The organism is Streptomyces sp. NBC_01451 (assembly GCF_036227485.1).
GTDB lineage: Bacteria > Actinomycetota > Actinomycetes > Streptomycetales > Streptomycetaceae > Streptomyces.
The window spans coordinates 4806511-4831337 of the sequence record NZ_CP109479.1 but is presented as its reverse complement, the minus strand read 5'-3'; the positions used below and the strand labels follow the sequence as shown (position 1 = coordinate 4831337).

Genomic DNA, 24827 nt, shown 5'->3' with positions numbered 1-24827 from the left:
CCGGGGGAGAGACCGTGGACAGACGTGCGGTCGCGCGAGCGATGAGTTTCCGGCCGGCCGGCGGTCTCCCTCTGCGTCACCCCGTACGCACAAGGACTCCGGAAGGACCCGAATCATGAGCCCACAGGCAGCCAGGGCGGGCCGGGCGGCCGAGGCGCCCGACCTCGCCATCGAGACCGCGGGGCTGGTGAAGACGTTCGGCGAGACCCGGGCCGTCGACGGCGTCGACCTCGCCGTGCCCACCGGCACGGTCTACGGGGTCCTCGGGCCGAACGGCGCCGGGAAGACGACCACCGTCAAGATGCTCGCCACCCTGCTCAGGCCGGACGGCGGCGAGGCCCACGTCTTCGGCCACGACGTGGTGCGCGAGGCCGACACGGTACGCGGCAGGGTGAGCCTCACCGGCCAGTACGCGTCCGTGGACGAGGACCTCACCGGCACCGAGAACCTGGTGCTGCTCGGCCGGCTCCTCGGCCACCACAAGCGGACCGCCCGCGAGCGTGCCGCCCAGCTCCTGGAGGCCTTCGGGCTGACGGAGGCGGCGGCGAAGCAGGTCAAGCACTACTCGGGCGGCATGCGGCGGCGTATCGACATCGCCGCTTCCATCCTCAACACCCCCGACCTGCTGTTCCTCGACGAGCCGACGACCGGCCTCGACCCGCGCAGCCGCAACCAGGTGTGGGACATCGTGCGCGCGGTGGTCGCCCAGGGCACGACCGTGCTGCTGACCACGCAGTACCTGGACGAGGCCGACCAGCTGGCGTCCCGGATCGCCGTCATCGACAAGGGCAGGGTGATCGCGGAGGGCACGAAGGGCGAGCTGAAGGCGTCCGTCGGCGCCGGGTCCGTCCATCTACGGCTGCGCGATCCCGCCCAGCGGCCCGAGGCGGAGGGGGTGCTGCGGCTCGCCCTCGACGCGACCGTGCAACGCGAGCCCGACCCGGTGGCGCTCACGGCCCGCGTCGGGTCGTCGACCGGTGACAACGCGGCCGAGCAGGCGGCCCGCGCGCTCGCCGAACTGGCCCGCCGTGGCATCACCGTCGACAACTTCTCCCTGGGACAGCCCAGCCTGGACGAGGTGTTCCTCGCCCTGACCGGACACGACACCCAGGCCGACACCCGAGCCGACGCCCCGGCCGGCTCCACCGAAGGCGAGGCTGCGGCATGAGCACCGCGACCACCACCACCGAGAAGGAACTCGCCCCCGTCAGCGCCGAGTCGCTCGCCGCGCTGCTCATCACCAGGGACCGGCCACCGCGCCCCAGCGCGCTCTCGGCGTCCCTCACCTTCGGCTGGCGCGCGATCCTCAAGATCAAGCACGTCCCGGAGCAGCTCTTCGACGTCACCGCGTTCCCGATCATGATGGTGCTGATGTACACGTACCTGTTCGGGGGCGCGCTGGCGGGCTCCCCGCGCGAGTACATCCAGTTCCTGCTGCCGGGCATCCTGGTGATGTCGGTCGTGATGATCACGATGTACACGGGCGTCTCGGTCAACACGGACATCGAGAAGGGCGTCTTCGACCGCTTCCGGACGCTGCCGATCTGGCGGCCGGCGGTGATGGTCGGCTATCTCCTCGGCGATGCCCTGCGCTACACCATGGCGTCCGTGGTGATGCTGACGGTCGGCGTCATCCTGGGCTACCGCCCGGACGGCGGAGTGGTGGGCGTGGCCGCCGGTATCGCCCTCCTTCTGGTCTTCTCCTTCGCCTTCTCGTGGATCTGGACGATGTTCGGGCTGCTGCTGCGCACGGAGAAGTCGGTGATGGGCGTCAGCATGATGGTGATCTTCCCGCTGACCTTCCTGTCGAACGTCTTCGTCGACCCGCGCACCATGCCCGGCTGGCTCCAGGCCTTCGTCAACAACAGCCCGATCACCCATGTGTCGTCGGCGGTACGGGAGCTGATGGCCGGCGAGTGGCCGACCGCAGAGATCGCCTGGTCGCTGGGGTGGGCGGGCCTGCTGGTGCTGGTCTTCGGGCCCGTGACGATGCGGCTCTACAACCGCAAGTAGTCAGCGAGGCGATACGGGCTCGCCGGGTTCGACGGGTTCAGTGGTCGCGGATCGGACGGGCGTCGGGCGCCACATGCGCGCCCGGCGTCGCCCGCACGATGGTGATGAGCCGGTCGGCCACCTGGAGCTGCCCGATCGACGGGTCGTCGTAGCCCAGTACGCGATGCCCGCGTACGACGCTCACGACCAGGTCGTCCGTCTCGCGCGGCCCCTTGCCCACCTCGGCCTTTATGACCGGCCGCTCGACGATGTCGAGGCCGCTGCCCTGCTGAATGAGGTCCTCCATGACCATGCCGGCGGCGGGGCTGAGCACCGACAGCCCGAGCAGGCGACCGGCCGCGCTCGCGCTCGTGATGACGGCGTCGGCGCCGGACTGCTTGAGCAGCGGCGCGTTCTCCTCCTCGCGCACGGCGACCACGATCTTCGCCGTGCGGTTGAGCTGCCGGGCCGTGAGGGTGACGAGCACCGCCGTGTCGTCTCGCTGGGTGGCGATGATGATCTGCCGCGCCTTCTGCACCTCGGCCCGCAGCAGTACGTCGCTGCGGGTGGCGTCGCCGACCACTCCGGCGTACCCCTCGGCGGTGGCCGCGTCCACGGCCTTGGAACTGGGGTCGACGACGACGACCTGTTCCTTCTTCAGCCCGGTGACACAGACGGTCTGCACGGCCGACCGCCCCTTGGTCCCGAACCCGATGACAACGGTGTGCTCCCGCAAGGCCGCCCTCCAGCGGTTCTGCCGCCACTCCTCACGTGTGCGTTCCGTGAGGACTTCGAGAGTCGTGCCGACCAGGATGATCAGGAAGAGCACGCGCAGCGGGGTGATGACGAAGATGTTGGTGTACCGGGCGGCGTCGCTGACGGGCGCGATGTCGCCGTATCCGGTGGTGGAGAGGGTGACGGTGGCGTAGTAGAAGGCGTCGAGCAGGCCGACGGAACCGTCGGCGTTGTCGCTGTAGCCGTCGTGGTCGACGTAGACGATGAGTGCGGTACCGACCAGCACCAGCAGAGCCATGGCGACGCGTTTGCCGACCTGCCGGATCGGCCGCTCCACCACGGTCCGGGGAAGTTTCACCCGATAGGTCGCCAGATGCTCGTCCGCCTGGCGGGCGATGGCGTCATGACCCGGCAGTTTCACGTGAAACATCCTCCATCGACGCTGAGTCGGGTGCCGTGCAGCTCCGAATGTTTCACGTGAAACACTCCCCGGCTTCCGTGGCCGCAGCCCAGGGCAGATCGAGCAGTTCCAGTTCCTGCCCGGCCCGTGCGCCGCCCGGCGGTACGACAGCGAGGGCCTCGGCCGCCGCGATACCGCGCAGCATGGCCGGCCCGTTGTAGTGCAGCGGCACGGCCCGGTCGCCGCGCAGGACGACGGGGACGAGTCGGGTGTCGTGCGGGTGCCCGTGCACCTCGTCCTTGAGGGGCAGCGTGTACGGATCGGGCGCCGCCCGTCCCGCGAGGGTCCGCAGCAGCGGCTCGGCGAGGGTGAGCAGCCCGGAGACGGCGGCCAGCGGGTTGCCGGGCAGCCCGACCAGGTGCTGGTTCCCCTTCAGCCGGGCCAGCAGCATGGGGTGGCCGGGCCGCACCTGGACGCCGTTCACCAGCAGTTCGGCGCCGAGGCGGCGGAGGGTGGGGTGGACGTGGTCGACGGGTCCGGCGGCGGTGCCCCCGGTCGTGACGACGATCTCGGCGGGGGAGTTCCTCAGTGCCGCGTAGAGCGCCTCGGCGTCGTCCCCGAGCCTGCGTACGGCGATGACGTCGGCGCCGAGCGAGCGCAGCCAGGGCGGCAGCATCGGGCCGAGCGCGTCCCGGATGAGGCCGTCACGCGGCAGTCCCTCGGTGAGCAACTCGTCGCCCAGGACGAGGACTTCGGCCCGGGGCCGGGGGATCGCGGCGAGGGTGTCGTACCCGGCGGCTGCCGCGAGTCCGAGTACGGCCGGGGTCACGAAGGTGCCGCTCGGCAGCAGCTGGTCGCCGGAGCGGCACTCCTGGCCGCGCGGACGGATGTCCTGGCCGTGGCTCATGTCCCGGGTGGCGTGCAGCCGGCCCTTGTCGTCGGTGCGGCCGTGCTCGCTGCGCAGGACGGCGGTCGTGTCGTGCGGGATACGGGCGCCCGTCGCGATCCGTACCGCGGTGCCGTCGGTGAGCGGCTCGGGCTGCGCGTGCCCGGCGAGGACACCTGCCTCGCGCACGGCCCAGGGTCCGGGGCCGGCCACCGCCCAGCCGTCCATCGCGGACGTGTCGAAGGAGGGGAGGTCGGTGAGGGCCGCGAGGGGAGCGGCGAGGACCAGGCCGAGAGCGGCGTCGAGGGGCACGGAGACGGGAGCCGAGGCGTTACGGGGGACCTGGCGGGCGGCGCGCTCGGCGATGGCGCGGGCCCGGGGCCACGGGGTGGCCCGGGGTCGCTCGGGGGCGGGGGTGGAGCTGCCGGCCGGGTCGGTACCGGTCCTGCCAGGATCGGCATCGGTGCCGGAACCGGTGTCGGCGTCCACGTCGTAGACGCCCTCTCCGGAGGGGGCCGGTACCGCGGAGCCCGCGGGAGCCGGCCCGTCGCCCCGCCTGCCGCTGCCGTTGCCTTCGTTCACGAGGGCGAGCGCCTCCTCGGCGCCGAGGTCGTCCAGGTCGCTGCGGGCGGTCATCCGGCGTCCGGGCGGCTGTCGGAGACCTTGCCCGTGCCGGGCCCGGCGTCGGCGGCCGATGCCTCCTCGGCCCAGCGCAGCGCCAGGGCCACGGCCTTGCGGGTGGCCTCGGCGACCGCCTCCGGGCCTCCCCCGGCCCGGCCCGCCGCGTACCCGACGAGGAACGTCGTCAGGGGGGCGGCCGGCCTGGCCACTCCGTGCGCGGCGTCTCGGGCGAGGTCCAGGAGGAGGTCGGTGTCGACGTCCAGGTCGATGCCCAGTTCGTCCTTGGCTGCGGAAATCCATTCGTCCAACACGTGCCCATGCTCCCTGATGCGTGCTCTGGCGGCGGCGATGTCGTCCCAGGTGTCGCAGTCGAAGGACGCGACGGGATCGGACACTCGGGTGAGTTCCAGCGCGGCGGTCAGCCGGCGCAGCGGCAGGCCGGTGAGGCCACCGTTCTCGAGGGCGAGCGTGTCCAGTTCCCGGCGCAGCGCGGACACCCGGTACGCGGCCACGAGGGGCTGGTCCCGCCCGCCGGGGTCGGTGAGCAGCGCGCCCTCGGCGCCGCTCGTCCGCAGGATGTCGAGGAGCCGCCGTACCGTCGCCGCTCCGAGGAACGGAAGGTCGGCGGAGAGTACGACGACGTGCTCGGCGCCGGTGTGCCGCAGGCCCGCGTCGAGGGCGGCGACGGGTCCGCCGCCCGGCGGGTCCTCGTGGGCCCAGGTGACGGGCCGTGCGGTGGGCCGGGGGCCTGCCACGACCACGGTGGTGACGGCGTCGGCGCAGGCGGCGAGCACCCGGTCGAGCAGCGCGCGCCCGCCCACCCGCACGCGGGGCTTGTCGGCGCCGCCGAGCCGCCGGGCCGCCCCGCCCGCGAGCACGACGGCGTCGTAGCCGTCGGCGCCGGGGGTCCCTGGGGGCTGGGGCTCGTGGGCGGTCACCCTCCGAGTATGCGGTCGCGCGCTGATCACAGGGAACGGGCGCGCGACACCCTGATCACAGTGTGCGCAGCAGCACCGCCGGCTGTTCGACACAGTCCGCCACATAGCGCAGGAAACCGCCCGCCGTACCGCCGTCGCACACCCGGTGGTCGAAGGTGAACGACAGCTGGACGACTTGGCGCACCGCCAGTTCGCCCTCGTGCACCCACGGCTTGGGGACGATCCGGCCGACGCCGAGCATGGCCGCCTCGGGGTGGTTGAGGATCGGCGTGGAGCCGTCGACGCCGAACACGCCGTAGTTGTTCAGCGTGAAGGTCCCGCCGGTGAGTTCGGCGGGGGTGAGGGTGCCGGTCCGGGCCGCCTCGGTCAGGCGCGCGATCTCCGCGCTGAGCGATTCGGCGTTCCTGGTGTGGGCGTCCCGTACGACGGGGACGACGAGCCCGCGTTCGGTCTGGGCGGCGAAGCCGAGGTGGACGCGGTCGAGCCGGACGATCTCCCTGGCCTCCAGGTCGACCGTGGAGTTCAGCTCGGGGTACCGGGCCAGGGCGGTGGTGCAGATACGGGCGAGCAGGGCGAGAAGGGAGATCTTCGGGCCGCCGCCCGCGTTCATCCACACGCGCGTGCGCATCAGTTCCGTCGCGTCGGCGTCCACCCAGCAGGTCGCGTCCGGGATCTCGCGCCGGCTGCGGGAGAGCTTGTCGGCGACGGCGCCGCGGATGCCCTTGAGGGGGACGCGCGTACCTTCGGCGGAGGCGGCGGCGGGGTGTGCGACAGGCACCGGGCTCGCGGCCGGCACCGGGGTCGCGGGCGGGGCCGGGGACTCGGTTCGCGCGGCACCGGCGAGCAGGGCACGCTCCACGTCGGCGCGCAGGATCAGTCCGTCGGGCCCGGAACCGGCCAACTCGCGCAGATCCAGGCCGTTCTCGCGGGCGAGCCTGCGCACGAGCGGCGAGATGACCGCAACGGGGCCGTCGACCCGGGCCGGGGCGGGGGCCTGTACTGCCGTGTCCTGTGCTGCCGTGTCCTTGAGCGGCACCGGAGCGGCGGGCGCCGCCTGTTCCCGCCGTACCCTCCGTCGCCGGGCGGGTGCCTCGGAGGTGCCGTATCCCACGAGCACGTTCCCGGAGCCCTCGGCGGGGTCGTCGGCGGGGTCGGGGTGGGCCGGTGTCCCGACGGCCACCGTCACCAGGGGTGACCCGACGGGGAGTTCGGTGCCCTCCTCGCCGAAGCGGGCGGTGACGACACCCCCGTAGGGACACGGCACGTCGACCATCGCCTTGGCCGTCTCGACCTCGACGACCGGCTGGTCGACGGCGACGACCTCGCCGACCTCGACCAGCCAGCGCACGATCAGCGCCTCGGTGAGTCCCTCGCCGAGGTCGGGGAGCCTGAACTCCAGTACCTGTGCCATCAGCGTTCCGCCTCCCACTGCAGCCGTCCCACGGCGTCCAGCACACGGTCGACACCGGGCAGGTGGTGCCGTTCCAGCATCGGCGGCGGGTACGGGATGTCGAACCCGGCGACGCGCAGGACCGGCGCCTCCAGGTGGTGGAAGCAGCGCTCCGTGACGCGGGCCGCGATCTCCCCGCCCGGGCCGCCGTAGCCGCCCGACTCGTGCACGACGAGGGCCCGCCCGGTCCGCCGTACCGAGGCGCACACCGTCTCGTCGTCGAACGGGACCAGGGAACGCAGGTCGACGACCTCCAGGTCCCAGCCCTCCGATTCCGCCGCCCGCGCCGCCTCCAGGCAGACGGGCAGGGACGGCCCGTACGTGATGAGCGTGGCGCTGCGGCCCGGGCGCCGCACCACCGCGCGTCCGATCGGTTCAACGGCCGGCGGCTCGTCGGGGTTCCAGGAGTCCTTCGACCAGTACAGGCGCTTGGGTTCCAGGAAGACCACCGGGTCGTCGGAGGCGATGGCGGCCCGCAGCAGGCCGTACGCGTCGGCGACCGTGGCGGGTGTGACGACGTGGAGTCCCGGGGTCGCCATGTAGTACGCCTCGGAGGAGTCGCTGTGGTGTTCGACGCCGCCGATGCCGCCGCCGTAGGGCACGCGGACGGTGATCGGCAGGGGCATGGCCCCGCGCGTGCGGTTGCGCATCCGGGAGACGTGCGAGATCAGCTGCTCGAACGCGGGGTAGGCGAACGCGTCGAACTGCATCTCCACGACCGGCCGCAGACCGTACATGGCCATGCCGACGGCCGCCCCGAGGATGCCCGCCTCGGCGAGCGGGGTGTCCGTGCAGCGGTCCTCGCCGAACTCCTTGGCGAGCCCGTCGGTGACCCGGAAGACTCCGCCGAGGGTGCCGACGTCCTCACCCATGACGTGCACGGCGGGGTCGGTGGCCATGGCGTCGCGCATCGCGCGCGTGAGGGCCTGCGCCATGGTGGCGGGCTTGAGGGCGACGGTGGTCATCAGTGCGTCCCCTCCGCCTCGGCCGCGAGCTCGGCCCGCAACTGGGCCCGCTGCTCGCGCAGTTGGGGGGTGGGTTCGGCGTACACCTGGGCGAACAGGTCCATGGGGTCGAGCGCCGGGTCCTGGTTCATCCGGGCGCGCAGGTCGGCGGCGAGCGTCTCGGCGTCCTCGCGCGCGGCCCTGATGCCGTCCTCGTCGAGCAGTCCGCGCGCGGTGAGCTCCTGTTCCAGGAGGTCGATCGGGTCGTGCTCGCGCCAGGCGGTGACCTCGGAGTCGGCCCGGTAGCGCTTGTCGTCGTCGGCGTTGGTGTGCGCCTCCACGCGGTAGGTCACCGCCTCGACGAGCGTGGGACCACCACCCGCGCGCGCGTGGCGTACGGCGTCGCTCAGCACGTCGTACATGGCGACCGCGTCGTTGCCGTCGACCAGGCGGCCCGGCATCCCGTAGCCGACGGCCTTGTGGGCCAGCGACGGGGCGGCGGTCTGCTTGGCGAGCGGCACGGAGATCGCGAAGCCGTTGTTCTGGACCAGGAAGACGACCGGCGCCTGCCACACGGCGGCGAAGTTCAGCGCCTCGTGGAAGTCGCCCTCGCTGGTGCCGCCGTCGCCGACCATGGCCAGCGCGACCACGTCGTCGCCCTTGAGCCGGGCGGCGTGCGCGAGCCCCACGGCGTGCGGCAGCTGAGTCGCGAGGGGGGTGCACAGGGGCGCCACCCGGTGCTCGCGCGGGTTGTACCCGGTGTGCCAGTCGCCGCGCAGCAGCGTCAGCGCCTGTACGGGGTCCACGCCCCGGGCGACCACGGCGAGCGTGTCCCGGTAGCTGGGGAAGAGCCAGTCGCGGTCCTCCAGGACGAGCGCGGCGGCCACCTCGCAGGCCTCCTGGCCGACGCTGGAGGGGTACACGGCGAGCCGGCCCTGCTTGGTGAGGGCGGTGGCCTGCACGTTGTACCGGCGCCCGCGCACCAACTGCGCGTACAGCCGCCGCAGCAGCCCGGGATCCGCCTGCGCCGCCGCCTCGGTGCCGAGGACGCGGTACGGAGCCGCGTCGGGCAGCAGCGGCGCGGGGTCGGTACGGGGCTGCCAGGCGGGCGGCGGCGTGGGCCGGTATGCGCCCCGCTGCTCCATGACCGTCATGACGGCACCTCCTCATGGGAGACGGCTCAGGGCGCGCCACGGATGTGACTCGCCTCACCTACCGATTGTTCGGTCGTCGGCACATTTTGGCTACAGGCACCTTCAGGCTGTGGACAAACGGTTCTCCACAGCCTGAGATGGACGCAGTACGTCCATGACAGGGAGGCGGGGGGACATGGCACCTGAACAAATGGCCGAACGCGCGGAAGGCGGCGGCACCCCGCCGCCGCCCCGTCCGCTGGACGCCATTGATCAGGCCATCCTGCAGATGCTCCAGGCGGACGGCCGCGCCTCGATCCGTTCCGTGGCCGAAAGCGTGCACGTTTCGCGGGCCAACGCCTACGCGCGCATCAACCGCCTCATCGAGGACGGCGTGATCCGCGGCTTCGGTGCCCGCGTGGACCACGAACGCGCCGGACAGGGCACGTCGGCGTACATCACCCTGAAGATCGTCCAGAACTCCTGGCGGACGGTCCGCGAGCAGCTGCGACAGCTCCCCGGCGCCGACCACATCGCCCTGGTGGGCGGCGACTTCGACGTGCTCCTGCTGGTCCACACCCCCGACAACAAGGCACTGCGCGAGCTGGTCCTGATGCGCCTCCAGGCGATCCCGGAGGTGCTCAGCACCCGCACACTGCTGGTGTTCGAGGAGGAGGACCTGGGACCGGAGGCCTGAGGCACCGCCGCCGGGCGGCTCACTCCGGGTTGCGCAGCCCCCCGAAGACCAGCCGCACCACCGCGTCGGAGACCTCGCGCTCGCCCATCCCGCGTCCGTCGGGCCGGTACCACTCCACGACCGAGTTGATCATCCCGAAGACGAGCCGCGTCGCGAGCCGCACCTCCACGTCACCGCGGATGTCCCCCTCGGCGGCGGCGGCCTTGAGCAGGTCGGCGACCCGGTGGTCGAAGTCCCGGCGCCGCTCCAGCGCCCTGCGCTCGGTGTCGGTGTTGCCGCGCATCCGCAGCAGCAGCGTCACGTACGGCAGTTCGGCGATGAGCACCTCGACCATGCGCCGTACGACGTACTCCAGGCGCCCGGCGGCGGTCCCCACGCGCGCGTGCTCCTCGTCGAGGATCCCGAAGAGGCCGTCCAGCGCCCGGCTGACGGCCAGGCGCAGCAGCTCCTCCTTGCCGGTGACGTGGTGGTAGATCGACGACTTGGAGATGCCCGCGGCCCTGGAGAGGTGCTCCATGGAGGTGCCGTCGTAACCGCGCTCGTTGAACACCTGGACGGCGACCTGGAGCAGCGTCGTCGGGGTGTACGTGTCGCGCTTGGCGGTGGTCATGGGGTGCCCTCCCGCTTGTCGGTGGCGTACGCGTGGCGGTAGAGCGCGAGGGACGGCGCGTACCGTCCGCTCGGGTCGCGCTGGTGCAGTTCGTCGAGGATCTCGTGGGCCCAGCTCCGGCCGAGCCTGCGGCTCCATTCGAAGGGCCCGAGCGGGTAGTTGACGCCCAGACGCATCGCCGTGTCGACGTCCTCCTCGGTGGCGACGCCCTTGGCGACGGCGTCGTGCGCGAGGTCGACGATCCTGGCCACCGTACGGGCGACGATCATGCCGGGGGTGTCGCCGAGGACGCTGACGTCCTTGCCGAGCGCCTGGAACAGGCCGATGGCCTCGGAGAGGGTCTGCGGCTGGGTGTCCTGGGAGGCGGACAGGGCGATGCGGGTGGCGCGCCGGTAGTCGAGGGCGAGGTCGAAGTAGACGACGTCACGGAACTCGACGCTGGTCTGCCCGTCGGCGAGGACCAGCTGGCCGCCGCCGGGCAGTACCAGCCGGGTCCCGTGGTCCTCCTCGTCCTCACGGACGGGAACGCCCGCCTCGCGGATCAGCGCGAGGAGGTCGGACGCGGGGCCCAGGTCGCCCTCGGCGACGACGTACGCGGGCGCCTGGGCCTGCTCCGCGGTGTGCGGTTCGGCGCGCTCGGCGTCGTCCCCGTACTCGTACCAGCCCTGCCCGGTCTTGCGGCCGAGGCGGCCCGACTCGACGAGCCGCCGCTGGGCGAGCGAGGGCGTGAACCGCACGTCCTGGAAGAAGGCCTGCCACACGGAGTGGGTGACGGCCTCGTTGACGTCCTGCCCGATCAGGTCGGTCAGTTCGAAGGCGCCCATCCTGAACCCGCCGCACTCGCGCAGCACCGCGTCGATGGTGGCGGGGTCGGCGGACTGTGCCTCGTACGCCGCGAAGGCCTCCGCGTAGAAGGGCCGGGCGAGCCGGTTGACGATGAAGCCGGGGGTGTCGGCGCAGGCGACCGGGGTCTTGCCCCAGGCGCGGGCCATCTCGTACGCGCGCGTGGCCGAGGTGACGTCGGTGGCGAACCCGGAGACGACCTCCACGAGGGGCAGCAGCGGCGCCGGGTTGAAGAAGTGCAGCCCCACGAACCGCCCGGGGTTGCGCAGGACGCCCCCGATGGCGGTGACGGACAGCGAGGAGGTGTTGGTGGCCAGCAGACAGTCGTCGTCGACCACGTCCTCCAGGTCGCGCAGGAGCTTCTGCTTCACGTCGAGCCGTTCGAGGACGGCCTCGACGACGAGGGAGCAGTCGGCGAGTTCGGAAAGGCTCCCGGCGGCGTGCAGCCGGCCCCGTGCGGCGTCCCGGTCGGCCGCCGTCAGCCGGTCCTTCTCGACAAGCCGGTCGAGGCGCTCGACGATCGCGTCGGCGGCGTCCCGGGCCCGCCCTGGCGCGGCATCGAACAGCCGTACGTCGTGACCGGCGACCAGCGCGACCTGGGCGATGCCCTGGCCCATGGTGCCGGTGCCGACGACGGCCACGGGGCTGCTGAGGTCGAGTGCTGTCATGTGCGTGATCCTCCCGCACGGCGTTGTCCACAGATGCGGCGGACCCCCTTGTCCCGACCGATCGTTCGGTTACTCTAACTCTGTCGTGCCTTTTCTGCCCAGGTCATGCCCTTGTTCATGTCCCAGTCATGCCCCGGGTCATGAGCTCAACGAAGTGCTCTTGAGACGAGGAGTTGGTCCCTGATGGCCGCCGAACTCACCGCGCACCAGCTGATCGCCCAGCACCGGTCCACCCTCGACCAGGCGCTGGAAGCGATCCGCACACGCGCGTACTGGTCCCCGCACCCCGAACACCCCAAGGCGTACGGGGAGGACGGCAGTCTGGACCTGGCCGCGGGCAGGGCCGCCTTCGACGCCGTCCTGAACACCCGCCTCGACCTCGGCCAGCCCGGCACGGACGACTGGGTGGGCGGCGAGGTGTCCCCGTACGGCATCGAGCTGGGTGTCACCTACCCGCACGCCGACGTCGACGTGCTGCTGCCCGCCATGAAGGCCGGCCAGCGCGCCTGGCGGGACGCGGGCGCGGAGGTGCGCGCGATGGTCTGCCTGGAGATCCTCAAGCGGATCAGCGGCCGGACGCACGAGTTCGCGCACGCGGTCATGCACACCAGCGGCCAGGCCTTCATGATGGCGTTCCAGGCGGGCGGCCCGCACGCCCAGGACCGCGGCCTGGAGGCGGTGGCTTACGCGTACGCGGAGCAGGTCCGCACCCCCGGCACCGCAGAGTGGAGCAAGCCCCAGGGCAAGCGCGACCCGCTGGCCCTCACGAAGGAGTTCACGCCGGTCCCGCGCGGCATCGCCCTCGTCATCGGCTGCAACACGTTCCCCACGTGGAACGGCTATCCGGGCCTGTTCGCGTCCCTGGCCACGGGCAACGCGGTCCTCGTGAAGCCCCACCCGCGCGCGGTACTGCCGCTCGCACTGACGGTCGGCATCGCGCGCGAGGTCCTGGCGGAGGCCGGCTTCGACCCGAACCTGGTGGCACTGGCGGCCGAGCGCCCCGGCGAGGGCATCGCGAAGACCCTGGCGACCCGCCCGGAGATCCGGATCATCGACTACACCGGCTCGACGGCGTTCGGCGACTGGCTGGAGGCCAACGCCCGCCAGGCGCAGGTCTACACGGAGAAGGCCGGCGTCAACACGGTGATCGTGGAGTCGACCGACAACTACCAGGGCATGCTGTCGAACCTCGCCTTCGCCCTCTCCCTGTACAGCGGCCAGATGTGCACCACCCCGCAGAACCTCCTCATCCCCCGCGACGGCATCCGTACGGAGGAGGGCCACAAGTCGTACGACGAGGTGGTCTCCGGCCTCGCCGCGGCTGTCGGGGGCCTGCTGGGCGACGACGCGCGCGCGAACGGGCTGCTGGGCGCGATCGTCAACCCCGACGTGAAGGCACGGCTGGAGGCGGCGGCCGGGCTCGGCGAGGTCGCCCTGGCCTCACGGGAGATCGTGAACCCCGACTTCCCCGAAGCGGTGGTCCGTACGCCGGTCGTCGTGAAACTCGACGGCACGCGGAAGTACTGGGACGGGGCGGACTCCGAGGCCGCGTACATGAGCGAGTCCTTCGGCCCGGTCTCCTTCGCCGTCGCGGTCGACTCGCCAGAGGACGCGGTGGAACTGCTGCGGCGGACCGTCCGGGACAAGGGCGCGATGACGGTCGGCGCGTACACGACCGACCCGGAGTTCGAACAGACCGTCCAGGAGGCCTGCCTGGAGGAGTGCGCCCAGCTGTCGCTGAACCTGACCGGTGGGGTGTACGTCAACCAGACGGCCGCCTTCTCCGACTTCCACGGCTCGGGCGGCAACCCGGCGGCGAACGCGGCCCTGTGCGACGGCGCGTTCGTGGCGAACAGGTTCCGGGTGGTGGAGGTGCGCCGCCAGGCCTAGGAGACCCGATCAGGCCTCGAAGGCCCGTCCCCCGGTGGCGCTCCAGTGGTACAGCGTCATGGCCACGCTGGTCGCCAGGTTGTAGCTGGAGACCTGGGGGCGCATCGGGAGGGACACCAGGTGGTCGGCACGCGCGCGTAGTTCGGGCGACAGCCCGCTGCGCTCGGAGCCGAAGGCGAGTACGGCGTCGTCCGGGAGCTTCAGCCCCCGGATGTCGTCGCCCTCCGCGTCGAACGCGAACACCGGCCCGGACGGCAGCTCGGCCACCGTGAGTCGCTCGACGGCGGTCGCGAAATGCAGCCCGGCCCCACCGCGTACGACGGTGGGGTGCCAGGGGTCGAGGGTCCCGGTCATGACGACCCCGGTGGCCCCGAAACCTGCGGCGAGCCGGATCACCGCCCCGGCGTTGCCGAGGTTGCGCGGGTTGTCGAGGACGACGACGGGCGCGGTCCGGGGTGTGCGCGCGAGCGCCTCCAGGTTGGCCGCGCGGGAGGGCCGTACGGCCAGGGCGGCCACCGCGGTGGGGTGCGGGCGCGGCACGAGGGACGTGTACGCCGTCTCCGGCACCTCGGTCAGGAGGGCGTCCAGGGTGTCCCGTACGTCCGGAGCCAGCTCGTCGGCGAGATCCAGGGTCGCCCGCCGGTCTGTCGTCACGGCGACCGGGATCCGCGCGCCGAAACGGACGGCGTGCTTGAGGGCGTGGAAGCCGTCGAGCAGGACGGAAGCGCCTGCGAGCCGCTGCCAGTCGGCTACCGCCACGTCGATCGCCGTCCCCGTCGCTGCGTCCGCTGCGTCCGTCATGCGTTGAAGCCTACGTGCGGAGGCTCGGCCGTCTCGTCCGCCGCCGTCTCCTCCACCGCCCTCTCGTCGGCCGTACTCACTTCGGCCGTGTCAGAGGCCCTCCGGTCCGGCACGGCACGCGCGTTGCCCGGCAGACGGTCGAGAAGGCGCACCCGCGCGCGTGTGGCCCCGTCGCCGAGGCGGCGCAGGAAGGACGTCGGCAGGAACACGGCGTCCGCGGCGATCATCGCGAGGGAGAAGAAGGGCAGTCCGAGGACGACGGCGATCACGGCGTGCTCGGTCATCATCACGGCCAGCAGGACGTTCTTGACCCGCCGGTTGAAGAGCGTGAAGGGGAAGGCGACCTGCACGGCCACCGTCCCGTACGTCACCAGCATCACCATCGTCCCGCTCGACGACATCAGGTCGGAGAGCGCGGGCCACGGGGAGAAGTAGTCGAGGTGGAGCGGGTAGTAGACGGCGGTGCCGTCCTGCCAGCGCGAGCCCTGGATCTTGTACCAGCCGGCCGTCGCGTAGATCAGACAGGCCTCGGCCATGATCACGAAGAGGGCCGCGTTGTGCACGAGGTTGCCGACGATGTCGAGGAACATCCGCCCCTCGCCGCCCTGCCCGCGGCGGGCCACGACCCACCACACCCCCTGTGCCAGCCACATGCCCCAGAGGATTCGGGGGGCCAGCGGGTCGCCGCCGAACTCGCCGGCCGCGATACCGCCCAGGAGGAACACCCCGAGGACGCACCAGAGCACGGGTCCCACGCGGTCGGGGGCGGGGTCGTCGCCGAGGGCCACGCGTGCGCGTGCCTTTCGGGCGCGCCGGGCGTCCAGGGACCACACCTGGCCGCAGCGCGTGAACACCAGGTAGAGGGACATCAGGTGCAGGACGTTGTCTCCGCCGTCGCCCATGAAGATGCTGCGGTTCTGGAGCGAGAGCACACCGACCATGAAGAGCACGGACATGGTGCGGGTCCGCCAGCCGAGCAGGAGAAGGAGACTGGCGAGGACCGCGAGGACGTAGACCAGCTCGAACCAGAACTGGCTGCTGGACCACATCAGGACCGTGAAGGCGCCGTTGTCCGCGATGAGCTGCTGGGCGAGATCCCAGCTCCAGGGGCCGTCGGGGCCGTACAGCTCCTGCCGGTGCGGGAACTCGCGCAGCAGGAACAGCAGCCAGGTCGCGGAGAAACCGATCCGCACGACGGCGGTCTGGTGGGGGCCCAGGGCGGTCTCGCTGACGCGGCCGATGCCACGGGAGACCGACCGGGCGAGCGAACGGGCGGCCACGGGGACGAGGCGGGTCATGAGCCGTCCCCCGTCGTCGCGCCGGCCGTGCCCGCCGCCTCGGCGGCCTTCTCGCCGTCGGGGACGGGCCACCAGGACAGTACGCGGTACGTGGGCGTCTCGGGCACCTGCTCCTGGCTCCACTCGGGTGGTCGGACGTTCGTACTGCGGGAGCGGACCTGGACGCGGTCGATCGTGCCGCCGGGGCCGGCCGCGTCCTCGTGGCCGAGACGCAGGACGACGATGCGGCGCAGGTACTGCTCGGCGAGGGCGCCGCGCAGGCCCGAGGGACGGTTCTGGGCGTCGTGCGAGGCGAGGAAGAAGTCCCAGGCCCGGCGCAGTTCGTTCTGCTGGGTGTGGCTCGGCAGCGGATTGCCGTCGATGGCTCTGCCGTCCAGCGCGGAGAGGTCGTACCAGCCGGTCGTCCGGGCGTCGCCGGCCGCGCTACGGACATCGGCGCGGACCTCGACGGCGACGTTCTGCTGCAGCGGGTTGGGGGCGAAGAGCTTCCAGTTCTGCTCGAACTCCGGGTAGATCCAGTCGTCGATCGTCCGGGTGTGCTCCTTGGTGACCGTGTTCGAGGGCGCGACGTGCAGGAAGACCATGCCGAGGTGGACACACGCGGCGACGGCGACGACCGCGACGGCCAGGGCGGCGCCGATCTGGTACGGGAGGGAGAGGGCGGCCAGTGCCGGGCGGGGCGCCTCTGCGGGACCGGGGGAGCCCTCGGGCTCGCCTGGTCCGCCCGGCTCGTCGCGCCCGTGCCCGGCGTCCGGGCCTGCCTCGTACGCGTCCATTCCGCCCCGTCTCCCGATACCGGTCCCACCGCACCCGTGGCGTGCGCACCGGCACGGTACTCAGAGCCACCCGCCCGGCGCAGCCCTCTTCGCACACCTGCACGGCCGATGAACAGCGCCCGGGAGGTCGGATCCGGGAGTTGTCCACAGCCGTTGACACCCTACGGCCCGCCGCCGGACCATCGACTCGGACGGACCGAACGATCGGTCGTCGTCACGCACCCGCCGGTCCCGTCCGTTCCCTTCTTCTAGAACCTGTTCTATCTTGACGCCCCGTCAGGTCACCCGCCCCCGGGCCGAGAGGACAGCACCATGGACTTCAGGTTCAGTGAGGAGCAGCAGGCGGCGGTCGAGGCGGCCCGGGCGGTGTTCGGCGGGGTCGCTCCGGACGGGGTGCCCAGTCCGTCGCTCGTCGCGGGTGCCGTGGCCGACGACTTCGACCGGGTCCTGTGGGAGAGGCTCGCCGGTGCGGATCTGCTGAGCCTGCTGCTCGACGAGGAGTTCGGCGGAGCCGGCCTCGACACCATCGCCCTGTGCCTCGTCCTGCGCGAGTCCGCGAAGGTGCTGGCCAGAGTGCCCCTGCTGGAGAGCTGCGCCGCGGCGGCGACCGTACAGGCCTACGGGAAGGGCGAGTTGAAGGACGAGGTGCTGCGCCGGGCCGGAACCGGCGACCTCGTCCTCACCGTCGCCGCACACGGCCGCACCGGCCACGACCCCGCCGAACTCGCCGTGACCGCGGGCCGGGACGGCGACCTCTGGGTCCTCGACGGAGTCCAGACCGCGGTCCCCTGGGCGCACAACGCCGACTTCGTCCTCGTACCCGCCCGCACGAACGCCGACCGGACCGTCCTCGCCCTCGTCCCCCGCGTCCACGAGGGCGCCCCGCTCGCCGGCGTCACCCTCGCCGAGCAGATATCCACCTCCGGTGAACGGCTCGGCGAACTGCGCCTGGAGTCCGTGCGGTTGCCCGACCGGTACGTCCTCGACGCCGACGCCGCCTGGCCGTGGCTGCGCGATCTGCTGACCGTCGGGACCTGCGCGCTGGCGCTCGGACTGGGCACGGCGGTGCTCGGCATGACCAGCGACTACACCGGCAAGCGGGAGCAGTTCGGGTATCCGCTGGCCACCTTCCAGGCCGTCGCCGTGCAGGCCGCCGACCGGTACATCGACCTGCGCGCGATGGAGGTCACGCTGTGGCAGGCGGCATGGCGGACAAGCACGAGGGCCGCCGGGGCGCTGCCCGTCTCCGGGGACGTGGCCGTCGCCAAGATCTGGGCCTCGGAGGGGGTACGCAGGGTCGTGCAGACCGCGCAGCACCTGCACGGCGGTTTCGGCGCCGACACCGACTACCCGCTGCACCGCTACCACGCCTGGGCCAAGTACCTGGAACTGTCGCTCGGCCCGGCGGCGGCCCACGAGGATGCACTGGGCGACCTGCTCGCGGCACACCAGCTGGGCTGACACCGGACAGCTGACCGCCGGCGGCCACCGGCGCACCTGCTGTCCGGTGTCCGGTGTTCAGGCGACGAAGCCCGGCGCACCCTCGTCGGTGACGACCGGGCGGCCCGCCGCCTCCCACACCTGCATGCCGCCGCCCACGTTCGCCGCGTCGATGCCCTGCTGGACCAGGTAGTTCGTCACCTGGGCCGACCGGCCACCGGAGCGGCAGATCACGTTGACCCGGCCGTCCTGCGGCGCCGCCCCGGTCAACTCGCCGTAGCGGGCGACGAATTCACTCATGGGTATGTGCAACGCACCCTCGGCGTGGCCCGCCTGCCACTCGTCGTCCTCACGGACGTCCAGCAGGAAGTCGCCGTCCTTGAGGTCCGCGACCTCGACCGTGGGCACACCAGATCCGAAACTCATGCCCCGACGATACCCAGGTCAGCCCCCGAGCAGTGCCGCGAGCTCCTCCTCGCGCTGCGCGACCTGGGCCAGAAGCTGTTCGGCGATCTCCTCGAGGAGACGGTCGGGATCGTCCGGAGCGAGCTTCAGCATCGCCCCGATCGCGCCCTCCTCCAGCTCACTGGCGACCAGCGTGAGCAGTTCCTTGCGCTGGGAGAGCCATTCGAGGCGGGCGTAGAGCTCCTCGCTGTGGCTCGGCTTCCACTCGGCGGGCACCGGACCGGCCGCCCACTCCTCGGCCAGCTCCCGCAGCAGCGGCTCGTCACCCCGCCCGTAGGCACTGTTGACCCGGGAGATGAACTCGTCGCGCCGCGCCCGCTCCGCCTCGTCCTGCGCGAGGTCCGGGTGGGCCTTGCGGACCAGCTCGCGGTAGAGCTTGCGGGCCTCGTCGCTCGGGCGGACCCGCTGCGGAGGCCGCACCGGCTGCTCGGTGAGCATCGCCGCCGCCTCCGGGAACAGTCCCTCCGAGTCCATCCAGCCGTGGAACAGCTCCTCGACACCGGGCATCGGCATGACCTGCGCCCGGGCCTCCCGCGCCGCGCGCAGATCCTCGGGGTCGCCGGTGCGCGCGGCCTTCGCCTCGGCGATCTCCGCGTCCAGCTCGTCGAGGCGGGCGTACATCGGCCCGAGCTTCTGGTGGTGCAGGCGGGAGAAGTTCTCGACCTCGATACGGAAGGTCTCGACGGCGATCTCGTACTCGATGAGCGCCTGCTCGGCGACCCGCACGGCCCGCTCCAACCGCTCCTCGGGCCGAGGCCCCTCCGCCGCGCCCTCGGCCTGATCGGCCGCGCCGGACGGCGGCTGCGCGTCGGAGCGCTCCCGCGGCCCTTCGGCTTCGGGCACGGACGAGGACTGCTCAGCTTCCGGGGTCGTCACCCGCCCAGCGTAGGCCACGGCCCACGCGCCCACCGAGGGTCACCGGAGAGCCCCCGAAGTGACCCCACAGCCGTCACCGTCACACGCCCATCTCCGCGTCGATCCGCCCCGCCCGCACCGCCGCCACCAGATCCGCGTGGTCCGCCTCCGTACGGTCGGCGTAGGCCATGGCGAACCTCGCCACCGCCTCGTCCAGCTCGTCGCTCTTGCCGCAGTAGGCGGCGATCAGCCGGGGGTCGGCACTGTGCGCGTGCGCGCGGGCCAGGAGGGCGCCCGTCATCCGGCCGTAGTCGTCGATCTGGTCGGCGGACAGGGCGGCCGGGTCCACGCTGCCCTTGCGGTTGCGGAACTGCCGTACCTGGAAAGGCAGTCCGTCGACCGTGGTCCAGCCCAGGAGACTGTCGCTGACGACCTGCATACGCTTCTGCCCGAGCACCACCCGGCGCCCCTCGTGCACCGGGCCCGCCGCCTCCACCGGGTCGAAACCCGCGGTGGCCAGATGCGGGACCAGCGCCGAGGGACGGGCCTCCTTCACCTGCAGGACCAGGGACTCGCCCTTGTGGTCGAGAAGCAGGACGACGTACGACCGCGCGCCCACGCTCCCCGTGCCGACGATGCGGAACGCCACGTCGTGCACCGAGTGGCGGGCCAGCAGCGGAAGGCGGTCCTCCGGGAGTGTGCCCACGTACTCCTCCAGGGACGCCGCCACCACCACGGCCTCCTCGTCCGGCACCCCCCACAGCACCGGCGGGGCATCCACGAAACGCCGCCCGCCGTCCTCGGTGGCCTCCGTCGACCTGGCCGCGAAACGCCCGCTGGTGTTGCCCCTCGCCTTCTGCGAGACCCGCTCCAGCGTGCCGGCCAGGTCATGGGCGTCCGTGTGGGAGACGAGCTCCTCGTCCGCGATGGCGTTCCACGCGTCCAGCACCGAGAGCTTCGAGAGCAGCCGCATCGTACGGCGGTACGCGCCGACCGCGCCGTGCGCCGCCTTGCGGCAGATGTCCTCGTCCCCGCCCACCTCCCGCCCGGCGAGGACCAGCGAGGCGGCGAGCCGCTTGAGGTCCCACTCCCAGGGGCCCTGGACCGTCTCGTCGAAGTCGTTCAGATCCATCACCAGGCCGCCGCGCGCGTCACCGTACAGACCGAAGTTGCCCGCGTGGGCGTCCCCGCAGATCTGAGCGCGGATCCGGGTCATCGGGGTACGCGCGAGGTCGTACGCCATCAGGCCCGCCGAACCGCGCAGGAAGGCGAACGGGGTGGCCGCCATCCTGCCCACCCTTATCGGCGTCAGCTCCGGGATACGCCCACGGTTGGACTCCCTGACCGCCGTCTCCGCGTCCGGACGGGAGCCGTCCGCTCCGGTGCCGAAGGAGGCGTGCGCGCCGCGCGGAACCTGCCGCCGCAACGCCTTTCCCTCCTCCTTGGGAGAACCCTCCGCCTGCCACCGGGCGAACCCGCCCACCTCGGGAAGCTTGCGCGCCCGGCTCCGCGTCACCGCGGCCCCCGCCGACTCCGTACCGACCTCGGTCATCGCGACCGCCTCCCCCACTCCGCCCACCGCCGCCAACATCAACTGGCGAAGACCGTACAGCCGCACACCGCATCAGGTCAGACCCTGTGGACAAGTCGGGCAACCCGTGGGACGCACTTCATATGAGAGAGACCTCACATCCGCACGCCTCACGAGCACACACCACACGGGGACAACGCGAAACGGCCCTCATCGAGATCCCGATGAGGGCCGTTCACCTGTGCGCGAGGGGGGAGTTGAACCCCCACGCCCTTGCGGGCACTGGAACCTGAATCCAGCGCGTCTGCCATTCCGCCACTCGCGCATTCGCTGTGTCCTCGGGCCCTGTTCCCAGCGGGGCTGGGGCCTTCCGACATCGAGAAGATTAGCACGCTGGAGGTGGTGGGTTCACATCCCTTTCCCTCCGCCCCCGGCCCGCCCGACCGGCCCCGACCGAGCCGGACCGGCCGCGACTTCGTATCAACACGTGCCGGTTCACGTATCAACCTCGTACCGGTCCAGCCCATCTCCCAAGGAGGCGGGCAAGGTGCACAGTCAGGTGCGGGACACTGGTTTGGCGCCGCCTCTACGATCTGGGTACGGCTCGGGGAGTTCGAAAGGGAGCTTCACAGGGAACTTCGTCAGGCGTCGACACCCGTCGACCTGCCTGACAGGGGGAACCAGCCGATTTCCCGGCGCGTGGATACGATCAGTAAGCAGTACCAGGCACGGCATGCACCGCACGCATGGCGCGCATGGCTTTGGACAGAGCAGCAACAAGGAGGAGGTGCCCCATGGGAGTCCTGAAGAAGTTCGAGCAGCGTCTCGAAGGTCTGGTCAACGGCACCTTCGCCAAAGTGTTCAAGTCCGAGGTCCAGCCCGTGGAGATCGCGGGTGCGCTGCAGCGCGAGTGCGACAACAACGCGACCATCTGGAACCGCGACCGGACCGTCGTACCCAACGACTTCATCGTCGAGCTGAGCGCACCGGACTTCGACCGCCTCAGCCCCTACTCCGGACAGCTCGGCGACGAGCTCGCCGGAATGGTCCGGGACTACGCCAAGCAGCAGCGATACACCTTCATGGGCAACGTCAAGGTGCATCTGGAGAAGGCCGACGACCTGGACACCGGTCTGTACCGGGTCCGCAGCCGTACGCTCGCCTCCTCCACCAACCAGCAGGCCCCCGGCGGGCCGGGTCCCGGCGCCGCCGCACCCGCGGCTCCGCCGATGGGCCGGCCCGGCGCGGGCGGCTACGGCTATCCGCCCGCCGCCTCCGCTCCCCCGATGCCGGCCGCACCGCCGCCCGGCGGACGCCTCGGCGCAGCCCCCGCGGGCCCGCCCATGGGACAGCGGCCGATCGCGGGCCGGATGCGGTGCTGGGTCGAGATCAACGGCGCCCGCCACCAGATCACCGGCCCGACCCTCGTGCTGGGCCGCAGCACCGAGGCCGACGTGCGGATCGACGACCCCGGCGTCTCGCGCCGGCACTGTGAGATCCGGCCAGGAACGCCCCCGACGATCCAGGATCTCGGGTCCACCAACGGCATCGTGGTGGACGGGACGCACACCACCCGCGCTACGCTCCGCGACGGCTCGCGAATCGTCGTGGGCAGCACCACCATCATTTACCGGCAAGCCGAAGGGTGAAGCGGGGGCAATGTCAGAGCTGACCCTCACGGTCATGCGGCTGGGTTTTCTGGCCGTACTGTGGCTGTTCGTGATCGTGGCCGTGCAGGTCATCCGCAGCGACCTGTTCGGTACGCGTGTCACCCAGCGCGGGTCGAGGCGTGACAGCGGCCGCCAGCAGCAGGCGGCCGCCCGACAGGCCGCCGCGCCTCCACAGCAACGCCAGCAGCAGCCTTCCGGCGGCGGCAGGCAGCGCCGGGGCGCCCCCAGCAAACTCGTCGTCTCCGAGGGCACCCTGACGGGCACCACCGTCGCCCTCCAGGGGCAGACGGTCACGCTCGGCCGGGCCCACGACTCGACCATCGTGCTGGACGACGACTACGCCTCCAGCAGGCATGCCAGGATCTACCCGGACCGCGACGGCCAGTGGATCGTCGAGGACCTCGGGTCCACCAACGGCACCTATCTCGACCGGACCCGGCTGACTACTCCCACACCGATTCCGCTGGGCGCGCCGATCCGCATCGGCAAGACCGTCATCGAGCTGCGGAAGTAGTGCTACATCATGAATAGGCGCGAGCGGAGCGAGCACGCAGCGGCGGTCCATGTGAAGGCCACCGGCGCGCTCCCGACCGGAGGGTGGGCACCGTGCGGATGTACCCGGAGCCGACGGGCGAGGTGCGCATGAGTCTGTCACTGCGCTTCGCCGCCGGATCGCACAAAGGCATGATCCGCGAGGGCAACGAGGACTCCGGCTACGCCGGTCCCCGTCTCCTCGCGATCGCCGACGGCATGGGCGGCCAGGCCGCCGGTGAGGTCGCCTCCTCCGAGGTGATCTCCACCATCGTCGCCCTCGACGACGACGTCCCCGGCTCCGACATCCTCACCTCGCTCGGCACCGCCGTGCAGCGGGCCAACGACCAGCTCCGCATGATGGTCGAGGAGGACCCCCAGCTGGAGGGCATGGGCACCACGCTCACCGCCCTCCTGTGGACAGGCCAGCGCCTCGGCCTCGTACACGTGGGCGACTCCCGTGCGTACCTCCTCCGGGACGGCGTCCTCACCCAGATCACGCAGGACCACACCTGGGTGCAGCGCCTCGTCGACGAGGGACGCATCACCGAGGAAGAGGCCACCACCCACCCGCAGCGCTCGCTCCTCATGCGCGCGCTGGGCAGCGGCGACCACGTCGAGCCCGACCTCTCCATCCGTGAGGTCAGGGCCGGCGACCGGTACCTGATCTGCTCCGACGGACTCAGCGGCGTCGTGTCCCACCAGACCATGGAGGACACCCTCGCCAGCTACCAGGGCCCCCAGGAGACCGTGCAGCAGCTCATCGAGCTGGCACTGCGCGGCGGCGGCCCCGACAACATCACCGTGATCATCGCCGACGTCCTGGACCTCGACACCGGGGACACCCTCGCCGGGCAGCTGTCCGACGTACCCGTCGTCGTCGGCGCGGTCGCCGAGAACCAGCACAACCAGCACCACCTGCACGACGGCGGCGCCATGCAGACGCCCGCCGGACGCGCCTCCGGGCTCGGCCGGCAGCGGCCCGCGCACGGCGGCGGGGGCGGCGAGTTCGGCCCGCCCGGCTCTGGCGACACCACCGGCTACATCCAGACCGGCGGCTTCGGCGGCTACACCGACGAGGACTTCGTCAAACCCAGCGCCGGCCGCAAGTGGTTCAAGAGAACCCTCTACATCACACTCGCCCTCGCCGTCATCGGAGGCGGCCTGTACGGCGGCTACCGCTGGACACAGACCCAGTACTACGTCGGCGCCAGCGACGAGCACGTCGCGCTGTACCGGGGCATCAACCAGGACCTCGCCTGGGTGTCGCTCTCGAAGGTCGAGAAGGACCACCCCGAGATCGAACTCAAGTACCTGCCCGCCTACCAGCAGAAGCAGGTCAAGGCCACCATCACGGAGGGCGGCCTCAAGGACGCCCAGTCGAAGATCTCCGAGCTGGCCACCCAGGCCTCCGCGTGCAAGAAGCAGGAAGCACGGCGCGCGGCCGACAACGCGAACAACGCCAAGACCGGCGAAGGCGAGGCCGGAGGCACCACGGGAACCACCCGTACCGCCGCCGCGTCCAAGGCAACGCCGAGCCCGACGCCGTCCGGATCGGCGTCCCCGTCCACAACCGCACCCACTCCCACACCCGGCCCCAGCCTCTCCGAGGATGAGCAGAAGCTGGTCTCGCTGTGCGGTAAGCAGTAGGCA

22 protein-coding genes and 1 tRNA gene are annotated in these 24827 nt (G+C 71.8%); 8 read left to right on the top strand and 15 right to left on the bottom strand.

Annotation, left to right across the window (positions count from 1 at the left end; genetic code table 11):
- Window positions 1-115: 115 nt before the first annotated feature.
- The gene (locus tag OG595_RS21215; protein WP_329274137.1) at window positions 116-1168 is read left to right on the top strand and encodes an ATP-binding cassette domain-containing protein; all 1053 of its coding nucleotides are present in this window, start codon (window positions 116-118) and stop codon (window positions 1166-1168) included.
- Window positions 1165-2013, top strand: a complete 849-nt coding sequence (locus OG595_RS21210; protein ID WP_329274134.1) for an ABC transporter permease — start codon at window positions 1165-1167, stop codon at window positions 2011-2013. Before OG595_RS21215 ends, OG595_RS21210 begins: the two co-directional genes overlap by 4 nt.
- A 37-nt stretch (window positions 2014-2050) precedes the next feature.
- Here OG595_RS21210 and OG595_RS21205 read toward each other — a convergent pair whose 3' ends face one another.
- From OG595_RS21205 to pdhA, 6 genes are read right to left on the bottom strand one after another with little or no spacing between them, the layout of a single operon-like run.
- Window positions 2051-3157: a potassium channel family protein gene (locus OG595_RS21205; RefSeq protein ID WP_329274132.1), complete on the bottom strand. Its 1107-nt coding sequence runs from the start codon at window positions 3155-3157 to the stop codon at window positions 2051-2053.
- Window positions 3158-3200: 43 nt separating this feature from the next.
- On the bottom strand, window positions 3201-4649 hold the full coding sequence (locus tag OG595_RS21200) for a molybdopterin molybdotransferase MoeA (RefSeq protein WP_329274130.1): 1449 nt from the start codon (window positions 4647-4649) through the stop codon (window positions 3201-3203).
- Window positions 4646-5572: an NTP transferase domain-containing protein gene (locus tag OG595_RS21195; RefSeq protein ID WP_329274128.1), complete on the bottom strand. Its 927-nt coding sequence runs from the start codon at window positions 5570-5572 to the stop codon at window positions 4646-4648. The genes OG595_RS21200 and OG595_RS21195 overlap by 4 nt, the downstream gene beginning before the upstream one ends.
- A gap of 55 nt (window positions 5573-5627) precedes the next feature.
- Window positions 5628-6983: a dihydrolipoamide acetyltransferase family protein gene (locus OG595_RS21190; protein ID WP_329274126.1), complete on the bottom strand. Its 1356-nt coding sequence runs from the start codon at window positions 6981-6983 to the stop codon at window positions 5628-5630.
- A complete protein-coding gene (locus OG595_RS21185) occupies window positions 6983-7987 on the bottom strand; it encodes an alpha-ketoacid dehydrogenase subunit beta (RefSeq protein ID WP_329274123.1) in 1005 nt (334 codons plus the stop codon). The genes OG595_RS21190 and OG595_RS21185 overlap by 1 nt, the downstream gene beginning before the upstream one ends.
- Window positions 7987-9120 (bottom strand): pyruvate dehydrogenase (acetyl-transferring) E1 component subunit alpha, encoded by a 1134-nt coding sequence (gene pdhA, locus OG595_RS21180; protein WP_329274120.1) that lies wholly within the window; start codon window positions 9118-9120, stop codon window positions 7987-7989. The genes OG595_RS21185 and pdhA overlap by 1 nt, the downstream gene beginning before the upstream one ends.
- A gap of 175 nt (window positions 9121-9295) precedes the next feature.
- On the opposite strand from pdhA, the gene OG595_RS21175 reads away from it, so the two are divergent.
- Window positions 9296-9796 (top strand): Lrp/AsnC family transcriptional regulator, encoded by a 501-nt coding sequence (locus OG595_RS21175; RefSeq protein ID WP_329274117.1) that lies wholly within the window; start codon window positions 9296-9298, stop codon window positions 9794-9796.
- Window positions 9797-9815: 19 nt separating this feature from the next.
- On the opposite strand, the gene OG595_RS21170 is transcribed toward OG595_RS21175, so the two are convergent.
- Together OG595_RS21170 and OG595_RS21165 are read right to left on the bottom strand one after the other, a co-directional pair.
- Complete coding sequence (locus OG595_RS21170; RefSeq protein WP_329274115.1) at window positions 9816-10406, bottom strand: TetR/AcrR family transcriptional regulator; 591 nt, start codon at window positions 10404-10406, stop codon at window positions 9816-9818.
- On the bottom strand, window positions 10403-11917 hold the full coding sequence (locus OG595_RS21165) for a 3-hydroxyacyl-CoA dehydrogenase (RefSeq protein ID WP_329274112.1): 1515 nt from the start codon (window positions 11915-11917) through the stop codon (window positions 10403-10405). The genes OG595_RS21170 and OG595_RS21165 overlap by 4 nt, the downstream gene beginning before the upstream one ends.
- Before the next feature lie 183 nt (window positions 11918-12100).
- Here OG595_RS21165 and paaN point away from each other — a divergent pair, with 183 nt between their 5' ends.
- Window positions 12101-13807, top strand: a complete 1707-nt coding sequence (gene paaN / locus OG595_RS21160) for a phenylacetic acid degradation protein PaaN (protein ID WP_329274110.1) — start codon at window positions 12101-12103, stop codon at window positions 13805-13807.
- A gap of 9 nt (window positions 13808-13816) precedes the next feature.
- On the opposite strand, the gene OG595_RS21155 is transcribed toward paaN, so the two are convergent.
- From OG595_RS21155 to OG595_RS21145, 3 genes are read right to left on the bottom strand one after another with little or no spacing between them, the layout of a single operon-like run.
- Window positions 13817-14608, bottom strand: a complete 792-nt coding sequence (locus OG595_RS21155; RefSeq protein ID WP_329274107.1) for a TrmH family RNA methyltransferase — start codon at window positions 14606-14608, stop codon at window positions 13817-13819.
- A complete protein-coding gene (locus tag OG595_RS21150) occupies window positions 14605-15906 on the bottom strand; it encodes an HTTM domain-containing protein (RefSeq protein WP_329274104.1) in 1302 nt (433 codons plus the stop codon). Before OG595_RS21150 ends, OG595_RS21155 begins: the two co-directional genes overlap by 4 nt.
- Window positions 15903-16682 carry a DUF5819 family protein gene (locus tag OG595_RS21145; RefSeq protein ID WP_329274102.1) on the bottom strand — a complete coding sequence of 260 codons (780 nt, stop codon included), beginning with the start codon at window positions 16680-16682 and terminating at the stop codon, window positions 15903-15905. Before OG595_RS21145 ends, OG595_RS21150 begins: the two co-directional genes overlap by 4 nt.
- 312 nt (window positions 16683-16994) lie before the next feature.
- Here OG595_RS21145 and OG595_RS21140 point away from each other — a divergent pair, with 312 nt between their 5' ends.
- Window positions 16995-18143 carry an acyl-CoA dehydrogenase family protein gene (locus OG595_RS21140; protein ID WP_329274099.1) on the top strand — a complete coding sequence of 383 codons (1149 nt, stop codon included), beginning with the start codon at window positions 16995-16997 and terminating at the stop codon, window positions 18141-18143.
- A 57-nt stretch (window positions 18144-18200) separates the two neighbouring features.
- Here the strand turns inward: OG595_RS21140 and OG595_RS21135 are convergent, their stop codons facing one another.
- The 4 genes from OG595_RS21135 to OG595_RS21120 form a co-directional block, all read right to left on the bottom strand.
- Window positions 18201-18530 (bottom strand): rhodanese-like domain-containing protein, encoded by a 330-nt coding sequence (locus tag OG595_RS21135; protein WP_329283081.1) that lies wholly within the window; start codon window positions 18528-18530, stop codon window positions 18201-18203.
- Between the two features lie 36 nt (window positions 18531-18566).
- On the bottom strand, window positions 18567-19463 hold the full coding sequence (locus OG595_RS21130; RefSeq protein WP_329274097.1) for a hypothetical protein: 897 nt from the start codon (window positions 19461-19463) through the stop codon (window positions 18567-18569).
- 79 nt (window positions 19464-19542) lie between these two features.
- The gene (locus OG595_RS21125; protein WP_329274094.1) at window positions 19543-20994 is read right to left on the bottom strand and encodes a DUF2252 domain-containing protein; all 1452 of its coding nucleotides are present in this window, start codon (window positions 20992-20994) and stop codon (window positions 19543-19545) included.
- Window positions 20995-21215: 221 nt separating this feature from the next.
- Window positions 21216-21298: transfer RNA gene (locus OG595_RS21120), tRNA-Leu, on the bottom strand.
- A 469-nt stretch (window positions 21299-21767) separates the two neighbouring features.
- Between OG595_RS21120 and OG595_RS21115 the strand changes: the two genes are divergently transcribed.
- From OG595_RS21115 to OG595_RS21105, 3 genes are all read left to right on the top strand, one after another.
- Window positions 21768-22622: a DUF3662 and FHA domain-containing protein gene (locus tag OG595_RS21115; protein ID WP_329274091.1), complete on the top strand. Its 855-nt coding sequence runs from the start codon at window positions 21768-21770 to the stop codon at window positions 22620-22622.
- Window positions 22623-22632: 10 nt separating this feature from the next.
- Window positions 22633-23157: an FHA domain-containing protein FhaB/FipA gene (locus OG595_RS21110; protein ID WP_164315837.1), complete on the top strand. Its 525-nt coding sequence runs from the start codon at window positions 22633-22635 to the stop codon at window positions 23155-23157.
- Between the two features lie 98 nt (window positions 23158-23255).
- Window positions 23256-24824 carry a Stp1/IreP family PP2C-type Ser/Thr phosphatase gene (locus tag OG595_RS21105; RefSeq protein WP_329283080.1) on the top strand — a complete coding sequence of 523 codons (1569 nt, stop codon included), beginning with the start codon at window positions 23256-23258 and terminating at the stop codon, window positions 24822-24824.
- Window positions 24825-24827: the final 3 nt, after the last annotated feature.

Coding starts and splice junctions, on each gene's coding strand:
- OG595_RS21215 (WP_329274137.1), top strand. CDS start 116: ATGAGCCCACAGGCAGCCAGGGCGGGCCGGGCGGCCGAGGCGCCCGAC.
- OG595_RS21210 (WP_329274134.1), top strand. CDS start 1,165: ATGAGCACCGCGACCACCACCACCGAGAAGGAACTCGCCCCCGTCAGC.
- OG595_RS21205 (WP_329274132.1), bottom strand. CDS start 3,157: ATGTTTCACGTGAAACTGCCGGGTCATGACGCCATCGCCCGCCAGGCG.
- OG595_RS21200 (WP_329274130.1), bottom strand. CDS start 4,649: ATGACCGCCCGCAGCGACCTGGACGACCTCGGCGCCGAGGAGGCGCTC.
- OG595_RS21190 (WP_329274126.1), bottom strand. CDS start 6,983: ATGGCACAGGTACTGGAGTTCAGGCTCCCCGACCTCGGCGAGGGACTC.
- OG595_RS21185 (WP_329274123.1), bottom strand. CDS start 7,987: ATGACCACCGTCGCCCTCAAGCCCGCCACCATGGCGCAGGCCCTCACG.
- pdhA (WP_329274120.1), bottom strand. CDS start 9,120: ATGACGGTCATGGAGCAGCGGGGCGCATACCGGCCCACGCCGCCGCCC.
- OG595_RS21175 (WP_329274117.1), top strand. CDS start 9,296: ATGGCACCTGAACAAATGGCCGAACGCGCGGAAGGCGGCGGCACCCCG.
- OG595_RS21170 (WP_329274115.1), bottom strand. CDS start 10,406: ATGACCACCGCCAAGCGCGACACGTACACCCCGACGACGCTGCTCCAG.
- OG595_RS21165 (WP_329274112.1), bottom strand. CDS start 11,917: ATGACAGCACTCGACCTCAGCAGCCCCGTGGCCGTCGTCGGCACCGGC.
- paaN (WP_329274110.1), top strand. CDS start 12,101: ATGGCCGCCGAACTCACCGCGCACCAGCTGATCGCCCAGCACCGGTCC.
- OG595_RS21155 (WP_329274107.1), bottom strand. CDS start 14,608: ATGACGGACGCAGCGGACGCAGCGACGGGGACGGCGATCGACGTGGCG.
- OG595_RS21150 (WP_329274104.1), bottom strand. CDS start 15,906: ATGACCCGCCTCGTCCCCGTGGCCGCCCGTTCGCTCGCCCGGTCGGTC.
- OG595_RS21145 (WP_329274102.1), bottom strand. CDS start 16,682: ATGGACGCGTACGAGGCAGGCCCGGACGCCGGGCACGGGCGCGACGAG.
- OG595_RS21140 (WP_329274099.1), top strand. CDS start 16,995: ATGGACTTCAGGTTCAGTGAGGAGCAGCAGGCGGCGGTCGAGGCGGCC.
- OG595_RS21125 (WP_329274094.1), bottom strand. CDS start 20,994: ATGACCGAGGTCGGTACGGAGTCGGCGGGGGCCGCGGTGACGCGGAGC.
- OG595_RS21115 (WP_329274091.1), top strand. CDS start 21,768: ATGGGAGTCCTGAAGAAGTTCGAGCAGCGTCTCGAAGGTCTGGTCAAC.
- OG595_RS21110 (WP_164315837.1), top strand. CDS start 22,633: ATGTCAGAGCTGACCCTCACGGTCATGCGGCTGGGTTTTCTGGCCGTA.
- OG595_RS21105 (WP_329283080.1), top strand. CDS start 23,256: ATGTACCCGGAGCCGACGGGCGAGGTGCGCATGAGTCTGTCACTGCGC.